Consider the following 19,165-nt stretch of genomic DNA (forward strand, 5'->3'; position numbering starts at 1 on the left):
TATTTTTATTTAATTTAGTAGTCTTTTACTATACTAAATTAAACATTTATAATTCTATGTGGAGAGGTATTTAATTTTAGCTATTCTTAATATAGTAGTTTATATTTTATATAATATAATAATTTTAAGTAGAATAAAAATATTCTTTTATGAATACCATTTAACCCGAATCAATATCTTTTAATGCATACTGAATCGTAGAAGTATTTGGATGTGTTGACGTCATTAATTGACCATTTATAGCTAGAAAATTATTTCGTTGAAAATAAGCTGCACGTAATATTGTATAGGGATCTGAAGAGTTTTTTAGTAAACTATCAGAATCTAAAAGCTGCGCACGTGTTTCAATACCCTCTACAACCCATTTCCCTATATACATCCAAAATGTTAACCAACTAAGAGTAGGGTAAAGATAGTCGATGTAATTACCAAATTCTTGACGGGGAGTACAGCTGCCGTAGCCAGGTAGTACGATGTATGGAAAATATGGGATACCATAATATCCCAGTGTACTACCAAATCTATGAGAATCTTGTTTAGCTAGTTTAGAATTGGCCATGGATGCAACGTCTACGAAACCACCCATACCTAAGATAGTATTTAAAAAAAATCGATTAAAGTGTATAAATCCATTATAAATTTTACCTTCTAAAATACTGTTAACCATACTAGCTGGTTCTTCAATATTACTAAAAAAGTTAGAAAAACTAATACGTATTAAAACTGGCATATAATTACGCCATACGACTGCTACTGGTCTTAAAATATATGGATCTAGATAATTATAATTGATACTAAACATTGTGCGATTAAAACTTTCTAAAGGATCTGAGCGCCATTGAGCTTGAGCTGTTAATGAATACAATATACATTTTAATAATAAAAAACTTATTAAGGTGACTTTTATAAACTGAGGTTTCATATTTTGCTCCATAAAAACAATTTCCTGATAATTTACTAAAATGATATTAATCAAAATTTATATCTTCTCCTGAGAATTTTTTTAGTGAAGGTAACTATTTTTAATATATAAAATATATAGTACTGTATTATACTTTTAAGGTAATCTTAGATTATTTATAATAAATAATAAAATTTTATTTTTAATATACTAGTCATATAGTTATTGATTTTATGTATTTATATGTTATATATAAAGTATTATTAGTAATACTTAAAAACTTAGTAAGTATTGCATTCAATACATAAGTATCGAAATAAACTATTAATAGCAACAATATAGTTATATTGTTTACTATACTAGTAAATATAATACGATTTAAGTATTATCAAAAAATCAATAACATAAATATAAGTACTTACTTTTTAAGTTGTATGTTATAACGTATACATTATCTTCTGAATATAGTATATTTAAATAAATATAATGTATTAATTTTCTGGAGTACTATAACCTATGATAATTTAATCATATTTTATACTCTGACATTATATATACCTACCTACTAGAATGGTTAGATTGGTTTATATAGATATTATATTGAATTTTATAAAATACTTAAAATTAATTATTATATGTATTATAATTTTTTTGTAAAAAAAAATATCAAATCTTAATTATAAAAATTTATATTATAAATAATTTATTTAAAATAATTGAGATATATCCTTTTATTATTTATCATGCACTAAAATTAAAACTCTTAGAATAAGAATATATATAATTAAATTAATTAAATATTCTATTATGACTATATTTATATAATTTTAAAATTATTATTACTACAATAAATGTATTGTTTAAATATTTAGTGAATATATAATCATTATTACAAATATTAGTATAATTTATTTAAAAAAATATCTGTATTTAATATTAATAAGTTTATTAAGAAAGTTTAACTGATCTTATTAATAAGATATATATTTTGATAATTACAGTATATTTAAGGGTATATCATTTCTAATGAGTAAAAATTTTTACTTTTACTCATTAGTCTACTCTAGTACTATGTAAAATTATAATTTTAATATAGTTGGTTAAAAATAACGATATATTAAGAGTGATGTATTATTGCTTCTATATTAAACTTTAGTGATTGTAAAATAATATTTTTATTAAAATTTTTCCTGGTGGAAATAATCTTTTCAAAATATTGATATCAAGAAGTATGCAATAATAATCTTTATAGCATATTTTATATTAAATAACTATTGTATATAAAGATACATACTAAATTATCAAAGAGTAAAGCAGCATATTTTGTATAATAATATTATTATATTAATATTGATTACTTATTATAGTTGTATCCACAATATTATTAAATTATAAATAGCATTATTTACATAATAGATAAATATCTATATATTATTTTTACTGTATAAAATATTTATTAAATACTGTGTTTTAATAAATTATATTTCCTTTTTATTAAAAGGTTTTTTTATACTGCAAACAATTAGATTATAAACTTTAGGTATTATATATTTTATAAATAGTAATAACTTTTAGTTCATATATAATATATTAATATTATTATTAATATACACTTATATTAAGTATCAAATTAAACCTAGGAAAGTAGTATTATATTGTTAATCAATATAATATAATAATGAGTTATCTTGATTTATATAAAAATATTGATATATAGTATAGTAATTACTAAGTATTGATACTTATTAATATAATTTTACTTTTAAAAATAAAATACTCTCAATATATTAGTAATATCTTTATTTCCATATATATATACTTTTATCTTTTCTAAAAATATGTATAAATACTTTATTAGTATCGTAACTTATAAACATGGTATTTTGTTGAGTTATTATAATTCTTTCTTTTTTAAAAGTAGTATTATTTAAGTGTGAGTAAATTTAAATTTCATTTAATATAAACAGTATATATATGTAAGTTCATAGTAAAAATATTTTATATGTTATATGAAAACTATTTTAGTTAAGTACGCAAATATTATATGTGATTAGTATAATAACCTGTATAATTCTATTATTTTATTACGTTATTGTATTTAATAATTGCTCCTCATATATTTAATTTTACTATAACTTATATATAATGGCTAATATAATAAAATTATCAGTGTTTTATAATTCAATTTTAAAAGATAGCTATCAAAGAATTTTTTACGTAATTTTTGTAATTATATAAATAAATAGTCTTAAAGTATTGCACTACCTAGTAAAATATGAAATATAATAGACAAAGTTACACCTATAGTACCGGGGATAAGGAATGTATGGTTAAAAATATATTTACCAATATTACTAGTACCAGTATCATCTATTCTTACTGCTGCAACTAAAGTTGGGTATGTTGGTATTACAAAAAGACCAGAAATTGCTGCAAAAGCAGATATTACATCTACAGGAGAAATATTTAGTGTTATTATCATCGGCATTAATGCTTTAGCTGTTGCTACTTGAGAATAAAATAATATCGATATAAAAAAAAATATTATTATTAAAAACGACGTGTGATATTGAATTATACTACTTATATTGTCCTTAATCCACTCAAGGTTGGCTTGAATAAAAGTATCCCCTAGCCAAGCAACACCTAAAATACAAATACATGCGTTCATACCAGATTTAAGTGTACTGGAATTTAATATTTTATTAGTTTCAATATGACATAAAATAATTGTAATTGCTGCAATACTCAGCATAATACTTAGAATGGCTTCTGTTGTATTCATAATTGGTTCTTTAATTAAATTTGTAATTGGGCTATTAATTATTGCATAGCATACTATACATATAATACCCAACAAAAATATCCATACAGATCTTTTTGCTTGATATTTAATAACCAGCGGCTTTTTTCTAACTACCTTAATAAGTCCTTCAGATAAACGTTTTTGATAGATAGGGTGATCTGACAGTTTTGAATTAAGGCATAGAGAAACTATTATTGACATTATTAATACAGCCATAAAAGTAGACGGAATAACCACTATTAGCAGATTAATATAACTAATACCCTGGCTTTCTATAATAGAAGACATATATACTACAGCTGCTGAGACTGGAGAAGCTGTAATTGCAAGTTGAGATGCAATAACTGAGGTAGATAGTGGGAGACATGGCCTAATTCCTTGTTCTTTTGCTACTTCTGTAATAATTGGAAGAGTAAATAAGATAATACTTCCAGTACCGGTAAAAATAGTAAGAAAATAAGTAATAATAGGTGCTATAACCGTAATGTATTTAGGATTTTTACGTAAAATTTTTTCAGTTTTTTGTATTAAATAATCCATGCCACCGGCAATTTGTATAGTAGATACTGTGGTCATAATCACCATTATAATAATAATGATGTCTAGTGGAATATTGCCAGGTTTAATACCGAGCATTGCGAGAGCTAAAACCCCTAAACCACCAGTAAATCCTATTCCAACCCCTCCAAGTTTTATACCTAAAAATATAGTAAGTAATACAATTATTAATTCTAAAGCTAACATAATGCTTTTTCCTTAAGCTACAGTGATAATATTACTGTTATTCTTAATAAAATTGCTAAAAAGAAATTATTTTGTATATGTAATCAAGGTTTATAAGTAGAATATTAATTCTATAACTAGTTAAAAAAATAATAGTTAAAAATACTTAAGTATTAAGTATATTTGTTATTGTCAATAACAAGTCATATGTAAAAATATCATAAGTTACTTATTATTATTAAATATAATTATTTTTTATCTTTTTATATTTATTTTAATAATAACACTGTTAAGTTTATAAAAAACATAATGAAGTTTATATTGTATCGAATATTTTACAGCATAATAATCCTCACATATTATGATTAGTAGTCATATGAATTTTATTACAAAAAATAATATTTATGTATTCTGCAACGTATCTCATTAGGAAAATGATATACGACAGTATTATGTTTTATTAAAAACTAAGAGTAGGTATTAATATTGATTATAGGCTAGATATTCATTAGAGATACACTAAATATTCTTATCAAGAGTATAAAAATATATTTAAAATTATAAGCTATGATAATTAATCGATAACATATAAGAATCTACATTCTTCTTAAGCAGATACTTATATATAATAGTTATTTTTTTCAGTGCATCATATAATATTAATTATAATTTTTTGTTAACTAGGTTATAAAATATTATTTATATTATCATAGTTTCATTATATTACTGATTATTTAAGTTAGTGTATCTAAATGCTATTTATTTGTACTGCTTATAAAAAAATTTTACTAATCTAGGTTTTAATATCTTATACATTTAATGTTTTTAAAATATATGATTAAATCACTATCAGTAATAAAAAAACTACTTTTGTAGTAATAATATAGTTTTGCTAGAATAGTGACTGTATTTATAGATAAAATTTTTTTATTTTTCTATACTAAATGTTCTTTAATTATTATCACATAAAATATGTAATCTAATAAATTATGCTAGAATATGCAATATAAAAGGTAATTAAGTGATCTTTATTTATTTTAATTTTACTTCTATAATAGTTATTATTTTATTAGATATTTTAAGTTTGTATTTAATCATTAATTAATTATTATTTACTGTATAAATACAGTATATAATATTATATCCACCTAAAAGTAAAAACAAATATTAATACAACTATTAAAGTATAGTTAACAACTAGTTTTAGTATATTATCTATCCATAATTAATAATATTAAAATTTATAGTTACTTAAAAGTATTAGGTTGTATCTTTACTTATATATTAGATCTATTAATTCTTCTTTTTTATATTTTTGTGATATAATAGGCAATTGAATAATTTAGATATTTTTATTATATAAATATTATAAAGAATAAAATGATAGTTATCTAGATAACTGTAAATAGTTTCAAAACTGAGTATATTAATAAGTAATTATTGACTATAATTATTAGGTATAAACTTAATAATATTAAATATTATTAAGTGTATGTACAACACAATATAATTGTTTTCTAAATTTTATAAAAAACATATAATGAGTCATTAATATGATTAGTATCATCACTCATATATTTTTTAAAAATTTTATATTAAAGTGTTAATTAAATATAATTTATATAAATACTTTTTTAATCCTTTTAAAGAGATAAAATAAAATAATTTTTTATTTACAATGGTTTAATCTATTGATTTACCAACATTGCTCATTTTATTATTAGTCAGAGAAAATTTATGAACAATATTTTTTCTAATCCCGATAAAATATTAGATACATTAGGACTTATTTGTCCCGAACCTCTTATGATGGTACGTAGAATTATACGCTATATGGAAGATGGACAAACTCTATTGCTTATCACTAATGATCCATCGACTACTCGGGATATTCCTGGTTTCTGTAACTTTATGGATCATCAAATGATTGCAAAAAATACTGAAACAATACCTTATTGTTATCTATTACGCAAAGGTTTAGGTAATAATACACATTCAATTGATAAGTATTGTTAAAATAATTTTGATATAAAATATTTAATTTTTTAACGTTAAATATTTAAGTGCTATAAGCATAAAATATTTTATATAAAATAGTAATAATATATAGATTATTATATTAAAATTTTTTATTATTAATAATATAATATTGTATTATAAAACGCATAATATGTGGTAATGCTTAAATAATTAAAAAGAAAAAATAATATATAATATATATAAAGATTAAAATGTTTATATATATTATATAGGGTAACTACAATTTATTTATATGGGTAAATACAAATTCTTTACTGAATACATTTTATAACATTTAATTTTTAAATTTTATTAATACTTTATAAAAATCTTAGAATATGTAACTATTAAGTTCTGTATTTAGATTAATAACGTATATTAGCTAGAATAGCTTTAACAATACGCGGGTTACCGGCAATAATATTGCCGGATTTTAAGTAGTTATGATCACCCAAAAAATCAGTTACTAAACCATTTGCTTCACGCACTAAACACTCTCCACCTGAAAAATACCAAGGTTTTAAGCCTGGTTGAAAAAAACCATCTACACGTCCAGCTGAAACATAAGCTAGATCTAGCGCAGGGGATCCAGTACAACGAAAATTAACGCATTGTTTTAATAATTTGCTCAATATAATTAAATAATTAGAAGAGGAATATTTGATATTTAATGGAAAACCTGTTGCTAGGATAGTATTGTCTAAATATTTAGCTGTTTTTACTCTTAAACGATATCCATTTAACTGAGCTCCTTCACCTCTAATTGAAGTAAATAGTTCGTTACGCATAGGATCATAAACTACAGACACTTCAGTGCGTCCTTTTACACTTACTGCGATAGATACTGCAAAGTGTGGAAAATTTCTAATAAAGTTTGCAGTACTATCAAGTGGTTCAATTACCCATTGAATATTAGTAGCAGTACTGCTTACTGTATTTTGTGCTGCACTTATAATTATATGATTAGGATAAGATTTGCGGATAGTTTCTATAATTAAGTGTTCAGCATTACGCTTAAGTTTTATGACAAAATCATTTCCATATTTCTGATTATTTTGAATAGCGTTAGAATTTTCATAATATCTAATAATCAGGTTACCAGCCATACGTGCTGCTCGTATAGCGATATTTAGTATTGGATTCATGTCTTTTTATTTCCCATAGAAAAACATTTAAGCACAAGAATATTATTCTATAATAATAGATTATTTCCAATAAAACAGCTATGACTGATTTTAATTTTATCTTTATTGATAATTTATAAACCAATTATATAGATGCTATATAATCTTAATAATAAGTCTATACTTTAAAAGTATAATATTTAGAAACAAATTAAGATTATCTAAATATTGTAATATTTAATTAATTTTTATTACTTTATATAAGGATGATTGTATAATGTATTTTACTTTTTAAGTAAGATTACTATTTTGTTAGTGATGAAATAAAGTAATAAATATCACTTATTGATTTATCTTACTTAAAATTATAGAAAATCAATATTCTTAATTAAATTTACCTTAAAGATTTTATAATATAGATATCTAAAGTTAGATGTTATTAATATAGTATTATATATACCATATATTGGTCATTATTGCTATATAGAGTAGATTAATTAAAAGAATATTTTCTTTTAATTAAAAAAAATTATTATTACTGATATTTTTTTAAAAAAATATATTATTAGTTTTATATAATTTAGCTAAACTTTTAATCATTTATATAGTTATATCGTAATAATCAGAGCTATATAATAGTAAGTCAAATGCACAAAATAATACAATAATTTTGTATCTTATAAGGTCATCTTTTGATATATACCAATTATACTTTACGATATGTAGTGAAGATTGATTACGGAATAGTAGTCTTAGTTAATTATTATTAGATGTTGTTTCCTTATTAAATAAATATTTTATTAATTAGGAGCAAATATACGTTTTTAGGAATACAATCATAAAGCACGTATTAAGACCGCACAGCGTTATAATCTAGATTAAGGTTATTTATAAGTACGAGGTACTATATTTAAAAATAAAATCATAATACCATCATTAAAAAATCAATAAGTACAATACAACATTATATTAATTAGTATTTACTAGTAATTAGTGTTTTATGTCATTAAAAATTAACTACTTATATAAAGCGCGTATAAACATGGAATTTTTTGAAGAAATTTGTTCTAATTTTATAATTATATTCAAGGTAGTTTATATAAAATTTTTATTATTTATATTATTTGGTTAAGTGATGTTTTTAAATATCTAAAATTAGTAAATACAATAATAAGTAATTTTAGATATTAGTTAAATCATTTGAACTAGTATTTCAGAAAAATACTTTATGATTTAAAAAATGGTATAATAGTTTATGGTTATTTATTATAAGGTAAGAAGATTATTTGGTAGAAATAATTTATTGTGATATTTTATTTTCACTCAATATTTTATAATTGATAATATATATAAATACGCTAAATAAATCTATTTTTTTAAAAAATATACTAGTATCTATAAAATAGATTATATCCCGTAAATATTAAAATACATATATAACATAATAATACTATTATAATAATTAGTTGGATGCATAATGCCCCTTAATTACTATAAAATATACATAAAATATAAAACATATTGAGATTATATGACGTTATTGAATATTGTTGTATTATTATTAATAATAATGATTTTAAATAGTCTTTCTATGTTTATTTATAAGATTTTATTATGATTCCAATTTATCTTGCAAGGATCTATTTGTACAACACTTTTTTAAAACGCAATGACCATATAAGTATAGACTATGATTTATAAGATGCATTCCGTATTTTTGAGCAATATTATGTTGACGCTTTTCTATGGCATCATCACCAAATTCAATTACTTTTCTGCAATCTAAACAGGTTAAATGATCGTGATGTTGCTGTTGAGTTAGTTTAAATAGGGATCTTCTGCGTTCAAAATTATGGCGAATAATAATACCAGCATTTTCAAATTGATTTAATATACGGTAAATAGTTGCTAAACCTATTTCTTCTTCCATATCTATCATCTTTTTATATAAATTTTCTGCACTTACGTACTAAAAAGTAGGATCTTGATAGTATTTCTAAAATCTTTAAACGTGGTAGTATAACTTTGAGTTCAGCTTTTTTTAATGTTGTATTGTTATTTGTCATTAAGGATTATTATCCTTTAATTATCTTAAAGACGTTTTGGATGAATTATATATTTAATAATATTTACCTTAAAATAATTAATATACCTAAATATCATTAATTATTTATTTTAAATATAATACTTTTAATAAAAAATACTTATTAATCTAATTATTTAAGAGTCATTTTATATTATTAATTATAACGTAACATATAAGATATTACGTAATTATACTATGGCATAATAATAAAATTATTGCATAAATGGTATAAATTATTTTTATTAGTTGATAACCTAACTTAGGTAAACTATGTAATTACTTGACATTCGTAATCAAGTTAATATAACTCTAACATATTTATGAAGAAGAATATTCCTTATGTTTTTTAATCAGTATATTACGTGTAAAGAATATAAAATATAATAAATATTAATATCATATAATTTTATGAATTATCCTTTTTACTTTAATTGTTTTATATTCTCTTGTCTTACTTTGTAGTAACAGTCATTAAATGCTTGGCAACATATTACTAATACACAAGCATAGTTTATAGATTATCTTATTTATATGTATCTAATTAATGACTTATAAAGTTTATTTATGTAATTTATAAAAAAGTAAAACACTCTAGAATAGATATTCTATAGTGATTTTATTAATTGTAATTATAATGTTATTGGAACAATTATTTTACTGAGAAATGTATGGTGTATATTTACTGCTATAATGAAAAAAGTTATTTATTCTTATAATATCCCATTCAAAAGTAGCAACTAAAGATTAAAAAGTACTGCAATCGTAATAAATTTAACGATTATCTATATTTTTTACTTAATTAAGAAATAATATTAACAGTACATATACTGATATACTATTTTTATATTATAAGAGTGTTGCGACTTTGCTGTGTTTTTTCTTTGATTGATTATTAAATCATTATTTAGCTAGTACTTATATTAAATACTTTATTATACATATTTATCTCCTTAGTGATTTGTTTTATCCATGCTTTTATTCTGACAGTAGTTAGTTCAGGTTGACGGTCCTCATCTATTGCTAAACCAACGAATTCTTTATCATTTATTAATGATTTAGAATTTTCAAAATAATAACCTGTTATTGGCCAGTAGCCAATAATTTTTGCACCTAGGGGTTTTATTAGATTATGAATAATACCCATAGCATCACAGAAATATTCTGCATAATCTTCTTGATCGCCGCTACCAAATAAAGCAACTAACCTTCCGTTAAAATCTATACTTTTCAATGAAGGGGTAAAATCATCCCAGTCACATTGAACTTCACCATAATACCAAGTAGGAACACCAAATAAAAGAATGTTGAATTTTTCAATATCTTCTTTATTGCTTTTAGCAATATCATAAACTTCAGAAACTCCCTTGCCTAGTTGATTATGTATCATATGAGCAATATTTTCTGTATTACCTGTATCACTACCAAAGAAAATTCCTAATTTTACCATATTAATTTATACCTTAAGTCTATTCATCATTCATATAGAGTATATCATTACTTATATACTATATATCAAGTTAAATTTTATTTAGTCTCTTATTTTAGTATTTTTAATACTAATTTTAGAAAATATTATCGATTAAAATAATAAATTTATTTCCACTAATATTCAGTTTGGAGTATTTTATAAATACTTTTAGCTAGATAAAAATATTTTGATATACTACAGTAATGAAAATTTTTTATATTATCTTTATTATAATACTATATTGGTATAATAAAATTAAGAACTATTATTATATATCGATAGTATTTTTTATACTAATGATAACCAATTATTGTATAGATAAACTAGCTAGTATTGTGTTAGAATTTCTATATTATTTAGATGGCAGACAAATATACTTATTAATAATATAATATTGCGATAATTGATTCCCCTACTATAAAATATCTTATGTATTAAAATAATTAACTAATAACACATTAGTAGGATACTATTTGTATTATTATAAAAGGTAACGTAATTGTATGTGAATAATCTTACTATTTTTTCCCCTAGTTCATAGGATAAACTATATTATATATATTTCAAGCTAAATTATAAGACACGTATTATATACTATATTTTATATGTATTAATATTATGTACTAATAGGTAGTACTTATTGTTTTTAAAGAACACCTTACAAGGTAGAAATTATAATATATTATATTATAATATTTATATAATATAAGAGTGACTTAATATTACATAAGTAGTTATACCCATTGTATTCTGCTTACTAATTTATTGATAAAAGTAGTGTAAATAAAAAATTAATAATTTCGGCAAGTTTTTTCAAATAAACATACAAATGTTTTTATAAAATTTTAATAATAATTTTATATGACTCCTCAATTTTATTATGATTTAATAAACTTATGGCTATAGTTTTGGAAGAATATTTTATATACAATCTTAATATTTTGTTTATTATGAATTATTTATAATAATTGTTCTGTTTTAATGAATATTTTTCGTTTTAATGATTAAAGAATAATAGAAAAATTCTAAATATAAAATATTTAGTAATGATATGTTATTTATACAATATTTTATTAAAAATAAATTTATTAAATATAAAGTTTATTGATAAGTTTAAAATTATATGCTTATATAACATGATTAAGATGATATCTTTTTTATACTTATAAAAGTATAATATTTAAATGCTAACATAATCAATCATATATATTATTTTAATTAAAGTATGATAATCTTCTTAAGTATACATTTATAAATTTATTTTTACCTTGCTATACAATATTTTTAAACGTAGTACTTTTATATAATAATCTATATTATCAGGTTATATCGTTTAATAAAAAATAAAATAGGCTTTCTTTATGTTTTATTTTATGTGAGTATGTATTTAATTTTATTAGGTAATAAAAAGATTTTTTTATTTCTTAATATGTATCTTTATAAAAGATATCTGTAATAAGTTAAATTATTGAAATAATGATACTTATATTTACATAAATAGAATATTTCTACAGCACTAATCTATTTTATTAAAAAATGAAACCATAATTTAAAAATTACAATAAAAATTTATATTTTAAAAAGAATATATATGCGGTAGCATAATAATGCTAAAAAACATTAATAGCTAATACAAAGAAATAATCTCTATTATATTAATTAATAAATTAATAGATTTAATCTCTACTATGAAAGTAAGTATACAAATATCAAAATAAAGTGATAAATACTTGCATTACATTACTTTAAATATTATATAATATAGGACATTAATCATATATACTTGTATATTAACTTCTTATATTAAGAATATTTTTTATAAATAATAATTACAATGTATCTTTAGAGGATACATATATTATTCACATACATAACTTTAAATTTTATTGTATATTAATAATTGTAATATAAAATATAAAAGAACTTTATTAAATATGTAAGGTAAGCTGATATAGCTCTTAACTAAAAATTATTTAAAATACTGCGTGGATACCTGCTCTTAGTATTATATACTGTAACTATGTTAAGATAAAATTATTGGGCACTTAATTATTTAAGTGCATGGGAGAAGAAACCATCTATGGTAAATCATACCCGCGCAGGACAGCTTGCTCAACAAAAAGATTTAATTAATGTGGCACAACTTGTTTCTCATTACTATGTATTAACGCCAGAGATAGGTAATTTATCTCATGCAGTAAATTTTGGCACTTCTGGTCACCGTGGTAGTGCAAGTCGCCATAGTTTTAACGAAGTACACATTTTAGCTATTTCACAAGCTATTGCTGAAGTGCGTAAATCATATGGAATTGACGGTCCATGTTTCGTTGGCAAAGATACTCATGCTCTCTCTGAACCTGCTTTTATAAGTGTTCTAGAGGTTCTCACGGCAAATGGTTTAGACGTAGTTATACAACGAGATAATGGGTTTACTCCAACACCTGTAGTTTCTCATGCTATTCTTACTTATAATAGAAAACATACCGTACTTACAGATGGTATAGTGATTACTCCTTCGCATAATCCACCAGAATATGGTGGTATTAAATATAATACACCAAAAGGTGGACCTGCTGATTATCGAATTACGAAGGTTATTGAACAGCGTGCAAATGAGCTACTAAGACTTAATTTACATGGAGTAAAACGCCAAACGTTATATGCAGCATGTAATAGTGGTCTTATACATACTAAAGATTTTGTACAGCCATATATTGAAGGTTTAGTTGATATTATTGATATGACAGCTATTTATAATTCTAGATTACATTTAGGTATTGATCCTTTAGGTGGTTCTGGGATAGAATATTGGCAGCGAATTGGAGAGTACTATAAACTTGATCTCACTATGGTAAATGATCAGATTGACCCATCATTCCGTTTTATGCATTTAGATTACGATAATATAATTCGTATGGACTGTTCATCAGAAAGTGCAATGGCTGGTTTATTAGCACTACGAGATAAGTTTGATTTAGTATTTGCTAATGATCCAGACTATGATCGCCATGGCATAGTTACTCCCTCATGGTTAATGAAACCAAATCACTATTTAGCGGTAGCGATTAACTATCTTTTTCAACATCGCCCATTGTGGTCTGCAGATATTATGGTTGGTAAAACTCTTGTATCTAGCAGTATGATAGATCGCGTAGTTCAAAATTTGGGTCGTAGGCTAATAGAAGTGCCAGTTGGTTTTAAATGGTTCGTTGACGGTCTTTTTAACGGTAGTTTTGGTTTTGGTGGTGAAGAAAGCGCAGGGGCTTCTTTTCTACGGTTTAACGGAACTCCTTGGTCAACAGATAAAGACGGTATAATAATGTGCCTACTTGCTGCTGAAATTACCGCTGTGACCGGTGAAAATCCACAGAAGCATTATAATAAGTTAGCTGAACGTTTTGGCACGATAAGCTATAACCGTATCCAAGCACCAGCAACCCATGAACAAAAAAAAGTTCTTTCTAAACTTTCATCTGATATTATCAGAGATAATAAATTAGCAGGTGATCCTATTATAGCATGTTTAACAAAAGCACCCGGTAATAACGCTTCTATCGGTGGTTTAAAAGTTATAACAAATAATGGTTGGTTTGCTGTACGTCCATCTGGTACTGAAGAGGCTTATAAAATATATTGTGAAAGTTTTTTTAGTATAGAACATCGTCAACGTATCGAAAGAGAAGCCTTGAATATTATTAATACGGTACTATAATTAATTATAGTAATATACTCTTATAGTGTGTTTATATAGTGCTATTAAATAGTCATTTATATCTTGCAAGATCTATAATATATATATATTATAAAATATATTATAAAAATATATTTTATAATTTACTAATTAATTTTTTATTTTCTATCTTTTAATTTAAAATAATTAAAAATATCATTTATTCAGTTACAATAGGGTTGAAGGTACTTAATGGAGTTAATTTTATAATTCAGCGTTACATTAATTAATTATATTAATAAATATTAAAAAATATAAAAATAAATTTTGTAAAATTATAGATACACAATGCAAAAAAATTTTGATATTATTATTAATAATAAAGATTAATATTTACTGGAATATTTTTACTATATATCTATATGAGATAAGACAATTTAGGTATATTTAGTAAAAATATAAATAAACAATATCATTAAATGTAAAAGAGTATTAAATACAAATAATATTTATTTTTATATACAAAAATAAATACTGCTATCTGTATATATAATCATATTATATGCTATAATTTTTATGTGAAATGAGGTACATCTTATTAAGATATTTATGCATAAGGTTATATACTCTAATAATTTATACAATAAAAACTTAATAGAATTGATTTTATCTATTATTTATGGTTTTATGTGCATTAACTAAGTATATTTATACTAAATATTTTATAGTAAGTTAAAAATAATTACTTTTTATTGCTATCTATTTAAGATGCTTCCTTAAATATTTAAGTTATAATACAATATATTATAAAGTGTTTTACTTAAATTGCAGTAAACTCGATTTTATATCAGAGATAGTTTTAAACTATTTAAAATATCCTCGATTATGGGGTGATATATCCAATATTACGCTCTCCATTAATTTAATGGGTGTGAGGGTAATTTCTTTTGTTCATAAAATAATCTGGAGCTCTGGTCTCATGCAGAACCAAAGAATCCGTATACGCCTTAAAGCTTTTGATCATCGTTTAATTGATAAATCAACTGCAGAAATTGTCGATACTGCTAAGCGCACTGGTGCGCAAGTTCATGGACCCATTCCATTACCAACACGTAAAGAGAAAATAACTATTCTTATCTCTCCTCACGTAAATAAAGACGCACGAGATCAATACGAAATTCGTACACACAAGCGTCTTGTTGATATTGTTGAGCCAACAGAAAAAACTGTTGATGCCTTGATGCGCTTAGATTTAGCTGCTGGTGTAGATGTTCAAATTAGCCTAGGTTAAACGATTTATTAAATAAATGAGAGGATGAGCATGATTGGTTTAGTCGGTAAAAAAGTGGGTATGACCCGCATCTTTACTGATGATGGTGTATCTATCCCAGTAACCGTTATCAAAATAGAAGTAAATCGTGTGACTCAGGTAAAAACATTGAGTAATGATGGATACCATGCTATTCAAGTTACTACGGGTATTAAAAAATCAAGTCGTGTATCTAAGTCAGCAGCTGGCCATTTTGCTAAAGCTTGCGTTGAAGCCGGTCGTATTATACGTGAATTCCGTTTAAATACAGAAGAATCTTTTATTTTAGGTCAGAATATTAGTGTTAAAATTTTTGCTAATGTTAAAAAAGTTAAAATTACCGGAATTTCAAAAGGAAAGGGTTTTTCTGGTACAGTTAAACGATGGAACTTTCATACACAAGATGCTACCCATGGTAACTCATTATCCCATCGAGTTCCTGGCTCTATTGGTCAGAACCAAACACCAGGTAGAGTGTTTAAAGGTAAAAAAATGGCAGGTCAATTAGGTAATGAGCGTGTAACTATTAATAACTTAAATATAGTAAATATTGACCTTGATCGTAATCTTCTAATGGTAAAAGGAGCTGTTCCAGGTGCAACTGGCTGTGATCTCATTGTTACACCAGCAGCTATTAAGGCGTGAGGCTAGAAGAATGGAATTAGCAATAAAAGACGCACAAAGCATGCTTACTGTTTCCGAAACAATCTTTGGTCGTGATTTTAACGAAGCTTTAGTACATCAGGTTGTTGTTGCTTATGCAGCTAGTGCTCGTCAAGGAACTCGCTCTCAGAAGACCCGTGCTGAAGTTATTGGATCGGGTAAGAAACCATGGCGTCAGAAAGGTACTGGCCGTGCTCGAGCTGGTTCAGTTAAAAGTCCTATCTGGCGATCTGGGGGTGTTACGTTTGCTGCTAAGCCTCAAAATTACTACCAAAAAGTTAATAAAAAAATGTACCGTGTTGCTCTTAGAAGCATTTTATCTGAACTTGTACGTCAAGATCGTCTTATTATTGTTGAGAATTTTTCTATAAAAGCTCCTAAAACTAAATTACTCTCACAGAAATTAAAAAATATAGCATTAAAAGAAGTTCTTATTCTGACCGTCGCAGTAGATAGAAATTTATTTCTAGCTGCTCGAAATTTACATAAAGTTGATGTACGCATTGTTACAAGCATAGACCCAATTAGTTTAATCTCCTTTGATAGAGTTATGATGACTGGTGAAGCTGTAAAGCAAGTTGAGGAGATGCTGACATGATCTGTGAAGAACGTTTTCTAAAAATAATTCTAGCGAAGCACATATCTGAAAAAACATCTATAGTTATTGAAAAAAATAATACTATAGTTTTAAAAGTTGTGAGAGATGCAACAAAAACAGACATTAAAACAGCAATCAAGAAGCTGTTTGAAATTGACGTGTATGCAGTGCATACTTTAATAATTAAAGGAAAGATTAAGCGTCAAGGTAAACGTATTGGTCGTCGTAACGACTGGAAAAAGGCTTACGTAACTCTTAAAGAAGGACAACAAGTAAACTTTATAGGCGGCGTAGATTAAGTTGGAGGAGTAATAAACAATGGCACTTATAAAATGTAAACCGACATCTCCTGGGCGTCGCCATGTTGTTAAAGTTGTAAACTATTCGTTACATAAAGGTAAACCTTATACTCCGTTACTTGAAAAGTTAAGTAAATCTGGTGGTCGTAATAATAATGGTCGTATTACTACTCGTCATATCGGTGGTGGTCACAAACAGCATTATCGTTTAATTGATTTTAAACGTAATAAAGACAGTGTTTCTGCTATTGTGAAGCATTTAGAATATGATCCAAACCGTTCAGCTAATATTGCTCTTGTTTTATATAGAGACGGAGAATATCGTTATATTTTAGCACCTAAAAGCTTACGAGAGGGTGATAAGATTCAATCTGGTTTAGATGTTAATATTAAGATTGGTAATACCTTACCAATGTGTAATATTCCAGTAGGTTCTATAGTTCATAATGTAGAAATGAAACCAGGTAAAGGGGGGCAGTTAGCTCGTTCTGCTGGTGCATATGTTCAGATAATTGCTCGAGATGGCTCTTATGTAACCTTAAGGTTACGTTCTGGTGAAATGCGCAAAATTCATTCTGAATGTCGCGCTACTTTAGGTGAAGTAGGGAATGCTGAGCATATGTTAAAAGTATTAGGCAAAGCAGGTGTAAGTCGCTGGCGTGGCGTACGTCCTACTGTCCGCGGTACTGCCATGAACCCAGTTGATCATCCACATGGTGGTGGTGAGGGTCGTAATTTTGGTAAGCACCCTGTATCACCATGGGGACTGCAGACTAAAGGCAAGAAGACCCGTAGTAATAAACGTACTGATAAATTCATTTTACGTCATCGTAGTAAAAATAATTAGAGGATAAGCCATGCCACGTTCTCTCAAGAAAGGTCCTTTCATTGACCTACACTTGCTAAAGAAAGTAGAGAAAGCAGTGGAAAATGGAAATAAAAAACCTATTAAGACCTGGTCTCGTCGTTCGACGATTTTTCCAAACATGATCGGTTTAACTATCGCCATTCATAATGGACATCAACATGTCCCGGTATTTATAGCTGATGAAATGGTTGGTCATAAATTAGGTGAATTCGCAAATACTCGTACTTATCGCGGTCACTTAGCCGATAAAAAACCTAAAAAGCGCTAAGTTACAGGAGATAGATATGGAAACTTTTGCGAAACATCGCTATGCGCGTTCTTCTGCTCAGAAGATTCGCCTCGTGGCTAACATGATTCGTGGTAAGAAGGTCTCTCAAGCATTAGAGACGTTATCTTATACAAATAAAAAAGCTGCTGGTTTAATTAAGACAGTGCTTTATTCTGCTATTTCTAATGCAGAACACAACGATGGCGCTGACATTGATGATCTAAGGGTTATAAAAATATTTATTGATGAAGGACCAAGTATGAAGCGTATTATGCCGCGTGCTAAAGGTCGTGCAGATCGTATCTTGAAACGCACTAGCCACATTACAGTGGTCGTGTCTGATCATTGAGACTCTTGGAGGGG

13 protein-coding genes and 1 pseudogene are annotated in these 19,165 nt (G+C 25.2%); 9 read left to right on the top strand and 5 right to left on the bottom strand.

Annotated elements, in window-relative coordinates; all coding sequences use genetic code 11:
* Positions 1–160: 160 nt before the first annotated feature.
* Entirely contained in the window at positions 161–922 is a 762-nt protein-coding gene (mlaA, locus tag K0T98_RS01140) for a phospholipid-binding lipoprotein MlaA (protein WP_445082779.1), read from the bottom strand.
* A 2,227-nt stretch (positions 923–3,149) separates the two neighbouring features.
* Positions 3,150–4,451 carry an anaerobic C4-dicarboxylate transporter gene (locus tag K0T98_RS01145; RefSeq protein WP_225639583.1) on the bottom strand — a complete coding sequence of 434 codons (1,302 nt, stop codon included), beginning with the start codon at positions 4,449–4,451 and terminating at the stop codon, positions 3,150–3,152.
* Between the two features lie 1,716 nt (positions 4,452–6,167).
* Here K0T98_RS01145 and tusA point away from each other — a divergent pair.
* Positions 6,168–6,446, top strand: coding sequence for a sulfurtransferase TusA (tusA, locus tag K0T98_RS01150; RefSeq protein WP_225639584.1), 279 nt, complete (start codon positions 6,168–6,170; stop codon positions 6,444–6,446).
* 368 nt (positions 6,447–6,814) lie between these two features.
* Here tusA and suhB read toward each other — a convergent pair whose 3' ends face one another.
* The 3 genes and pseudogenes from suhB to fldA form a co-directional block, all read right to left on the bottom strand.
* Complete coding sequence (suhB, locus tag K0T98_RS01155; protein WP_225639585.1) at positions 6,815–7,594, bottom strand: inositol-1-monophosphatase; 780 nt, start codon at positions 7,592–7,594, stop codon at positions 6,815–6,817.
* A 1,591-nt stretch (positions 7,595–9,185) separates the two neighbouring features.
* A pseudogene (fur, locus tag K0T98_RS01160) lies at positions 9,186–9,639 on the bottom strand (ferric iron uptake transcriptional regulator).
* A gap of 924 nt (positions 9,640–10,563) precedes the next feature.
* On the bottom strand, positions 10,564–11,106 hold the full coding sequence (fldA, locus tag K0T98_RS01165) for a flavodoxin FldA (protein ID WP_225639586.1): 543 nt from the start codon (positions 11,104–11,106) through the stop codon (positions 10,564–10,566).
* A gap of 2,101 nt (positions 11,107–13,207) precedes the next feature.
* Here fldA and pgm point away from each other — a divergent pair.
* The 8 genes from pgm (at position 13,208) to rplV (ending at position 19,151) form a co-directional block, all read left to right on the top strand.
* A complete protein-coding gene (pgm, locus tag K0T98_RS01170) occupies positions 13,208–14,839 on the top strand; it encodes a phosphoglucomutase (alpha-D-glucose-1,6-bisphosphate-dependent) (RefSeq protein ID WP_225639587.1) in 1,632 nt (543 codons plus the stop codon).
* Between the two features lie 937 nt (positions 14,840–15,776).
* Positions 15,777–16,088: a 30S ribosomal protein S10 gene (rpsJ, locus tag K0T98_RS01175; protein WP_225639658.1), complete on the top strand. Its 312-nt coding sequence runs from the start codon at positions 15,777–15,779 to the stop codon at positions 16,086–16,088.
* Between the two features lie 30 nt (positions 16,089–16,118).
* Positions 16,119–16,751, top strand: coding sequence for a 50S ribosomal protein L3 (gene rplC, locus K0T98_RS01180; RefSeq protein WP_225639588.1), 633 nt, complete (start codon positions 16,119–16,121; stop codon positions 16,749–16,751).
* A gap of 10 nt (positions 16,752–16,761) precedes the next feature.
* The gene (rplD, locus tag K0T98_RS01185; protein WP_225639659.1) at positions 16,762–17,367 is read left to right on the top strand and encodes a 50S ribosomal protein L4; all 606 of its coding nucleotides are present in this window, start codon (positions 16,762–16,764) and stop codon (positions 17,365–17,367) included.
* Positions 17,364–17,666, top strand: a complete 303-nt coding sequence (rplW, locus tag K0T98_RS01190; protein WP_225639589.1) for a 50S ribosomal protein L23 — start codon at positions 17,364–17,366, stop codon at positions 17,664–17,666. The genes rplD and rplW overlap by 4 nt, the downstream gene beginning before the upstream one ends.
* A 19-nt stretch (positions 17,667–17,685) precedes the next feature.
* Positions 17,686–18,513: a 50S ribosomal protein L2 gene (gene rplB, locus K0T98_RS01195; protein WP_225639590.1), complete on the top strand. Its 828-nt coding sequence runs from the start codon at positions 17,686–17,688 to the stop codon at positions 18,511–18,513.
* Between the two features lie 10 nt (positions 18,514–18,523).
* Complete coding sequence (rpsS, locus tag K0T98_RS01200) at positions 18,524–18,802, top strand: 30S ribosomal protein S19 (protein WP_225639591.1); 279 nt, start codon at positions 18,524–18,526, stop codon at positions 18,800–18,802.
* Positions 18,803–18,818: 16 nt separating this feature from the next.
* Complete coding sequence (gene rplV / locus K0T98_RS01205; RefSeq protein WP_225639592.1) at positions 18,819–19,151, top strand: 50S ribosomal protein L22; 333 nt, start codon at positions 18,819–18,821, stop codon at positions 19,149–19,151.
* Positions 19,152–19,165 lie beyond the last annotated feature (14 nt).

Origin of the sequence: Candidatus Profftia sp. (ex Adelges kitamiensis), assembly GCF_020342455.1 — a bacterium.
In the GTDB taxonomy this organism is placed as follows: Bacteria; Pseudomonadota; Gammaproteobacteria; order Enterobacterales; family Enterobacteriaceae; genus Profftia.

Coding starts and splice junctions, on each gene's coding strand:
- mlaA (WP_445082779.1), bottom strand. CDS start 922: ATGAAACCTCAGTTTATAAAAGTCACCTTAATAAGTTTTTTATTATTA.
- K0T98_RS01145 (WP_225639583.1), bottom strand. CDS start 4,451: ATGTTAGCTTTAGAATTAATAATTGTATTACTTACTATATTTTTAGGT.
- tusA (WP_225639584.1), top strand. CDS start 6,168: ATGAACAATATTTTTTCTAATCCCGATAAAATATTAGATACATTAGGA.
- suhB (WP_225639585.1), bottom strand. CDS start 7,594: ATGAATCCAATACTAAATATCGCTATACGAGCAGCACGTATGGCTGGT.
- fldA (WP_225639586.1), bottom strand. CDS start 11,106: ATGGTAAAATTAGGAATTTTCTTTGGTAGTGATACAGGTAATACAGAA.
- pgm (WP_225639587.1), top strand. CDS start 13,208: ATGGTAAATCATACCCGCGCAGGACAGCTTGCTCAACAAAAAGATTTA.
- rpsJ (WP_225639658.1), top strand. CDS start 15,777: ATGCAGAACCAAAGAATCCGTATACGCCTTAAAGCTTTTGATCATCGT.
- rplC (WP_225639588.1), top strand. CDS start 16,119: ATGATTGGTTTAGTCGGTAAAAAAGTGGGTATGACCCGCATCTTTACT.
- rplD (WP_225639659.1), top strand. CDS start 16,762: ATGGAATTAGCAATAAAAGACGCACAAAGCATGCTTACTGTTTCCGAA.
- rplW (WP_225639589.1), top strand. CDS start 17,364: ATGATCTGTGAAGAACGTTTTCTAAAAATAATTCTAGCGAAGCACATA.
- rplB (WP_225639590.1), top strand. CDS start 17,686: ATGGCACTTATAAAATGTAAACCGACATCTCCTGGGCGTCGCCATGTT.
- rpsS (WP_225639591.1), top strand. CDS start 18,524: ATGCCACGTTCTCTCAAGAAAGGTCCTTTCATTGACCTACACTTGCTA.
- rplV (WP_225639592.1), top strand. CDS start 18,819: ATGGAAACTTTTGCGAAACATCGCTATGCGCGTTCTTCTGCTCAGAAG.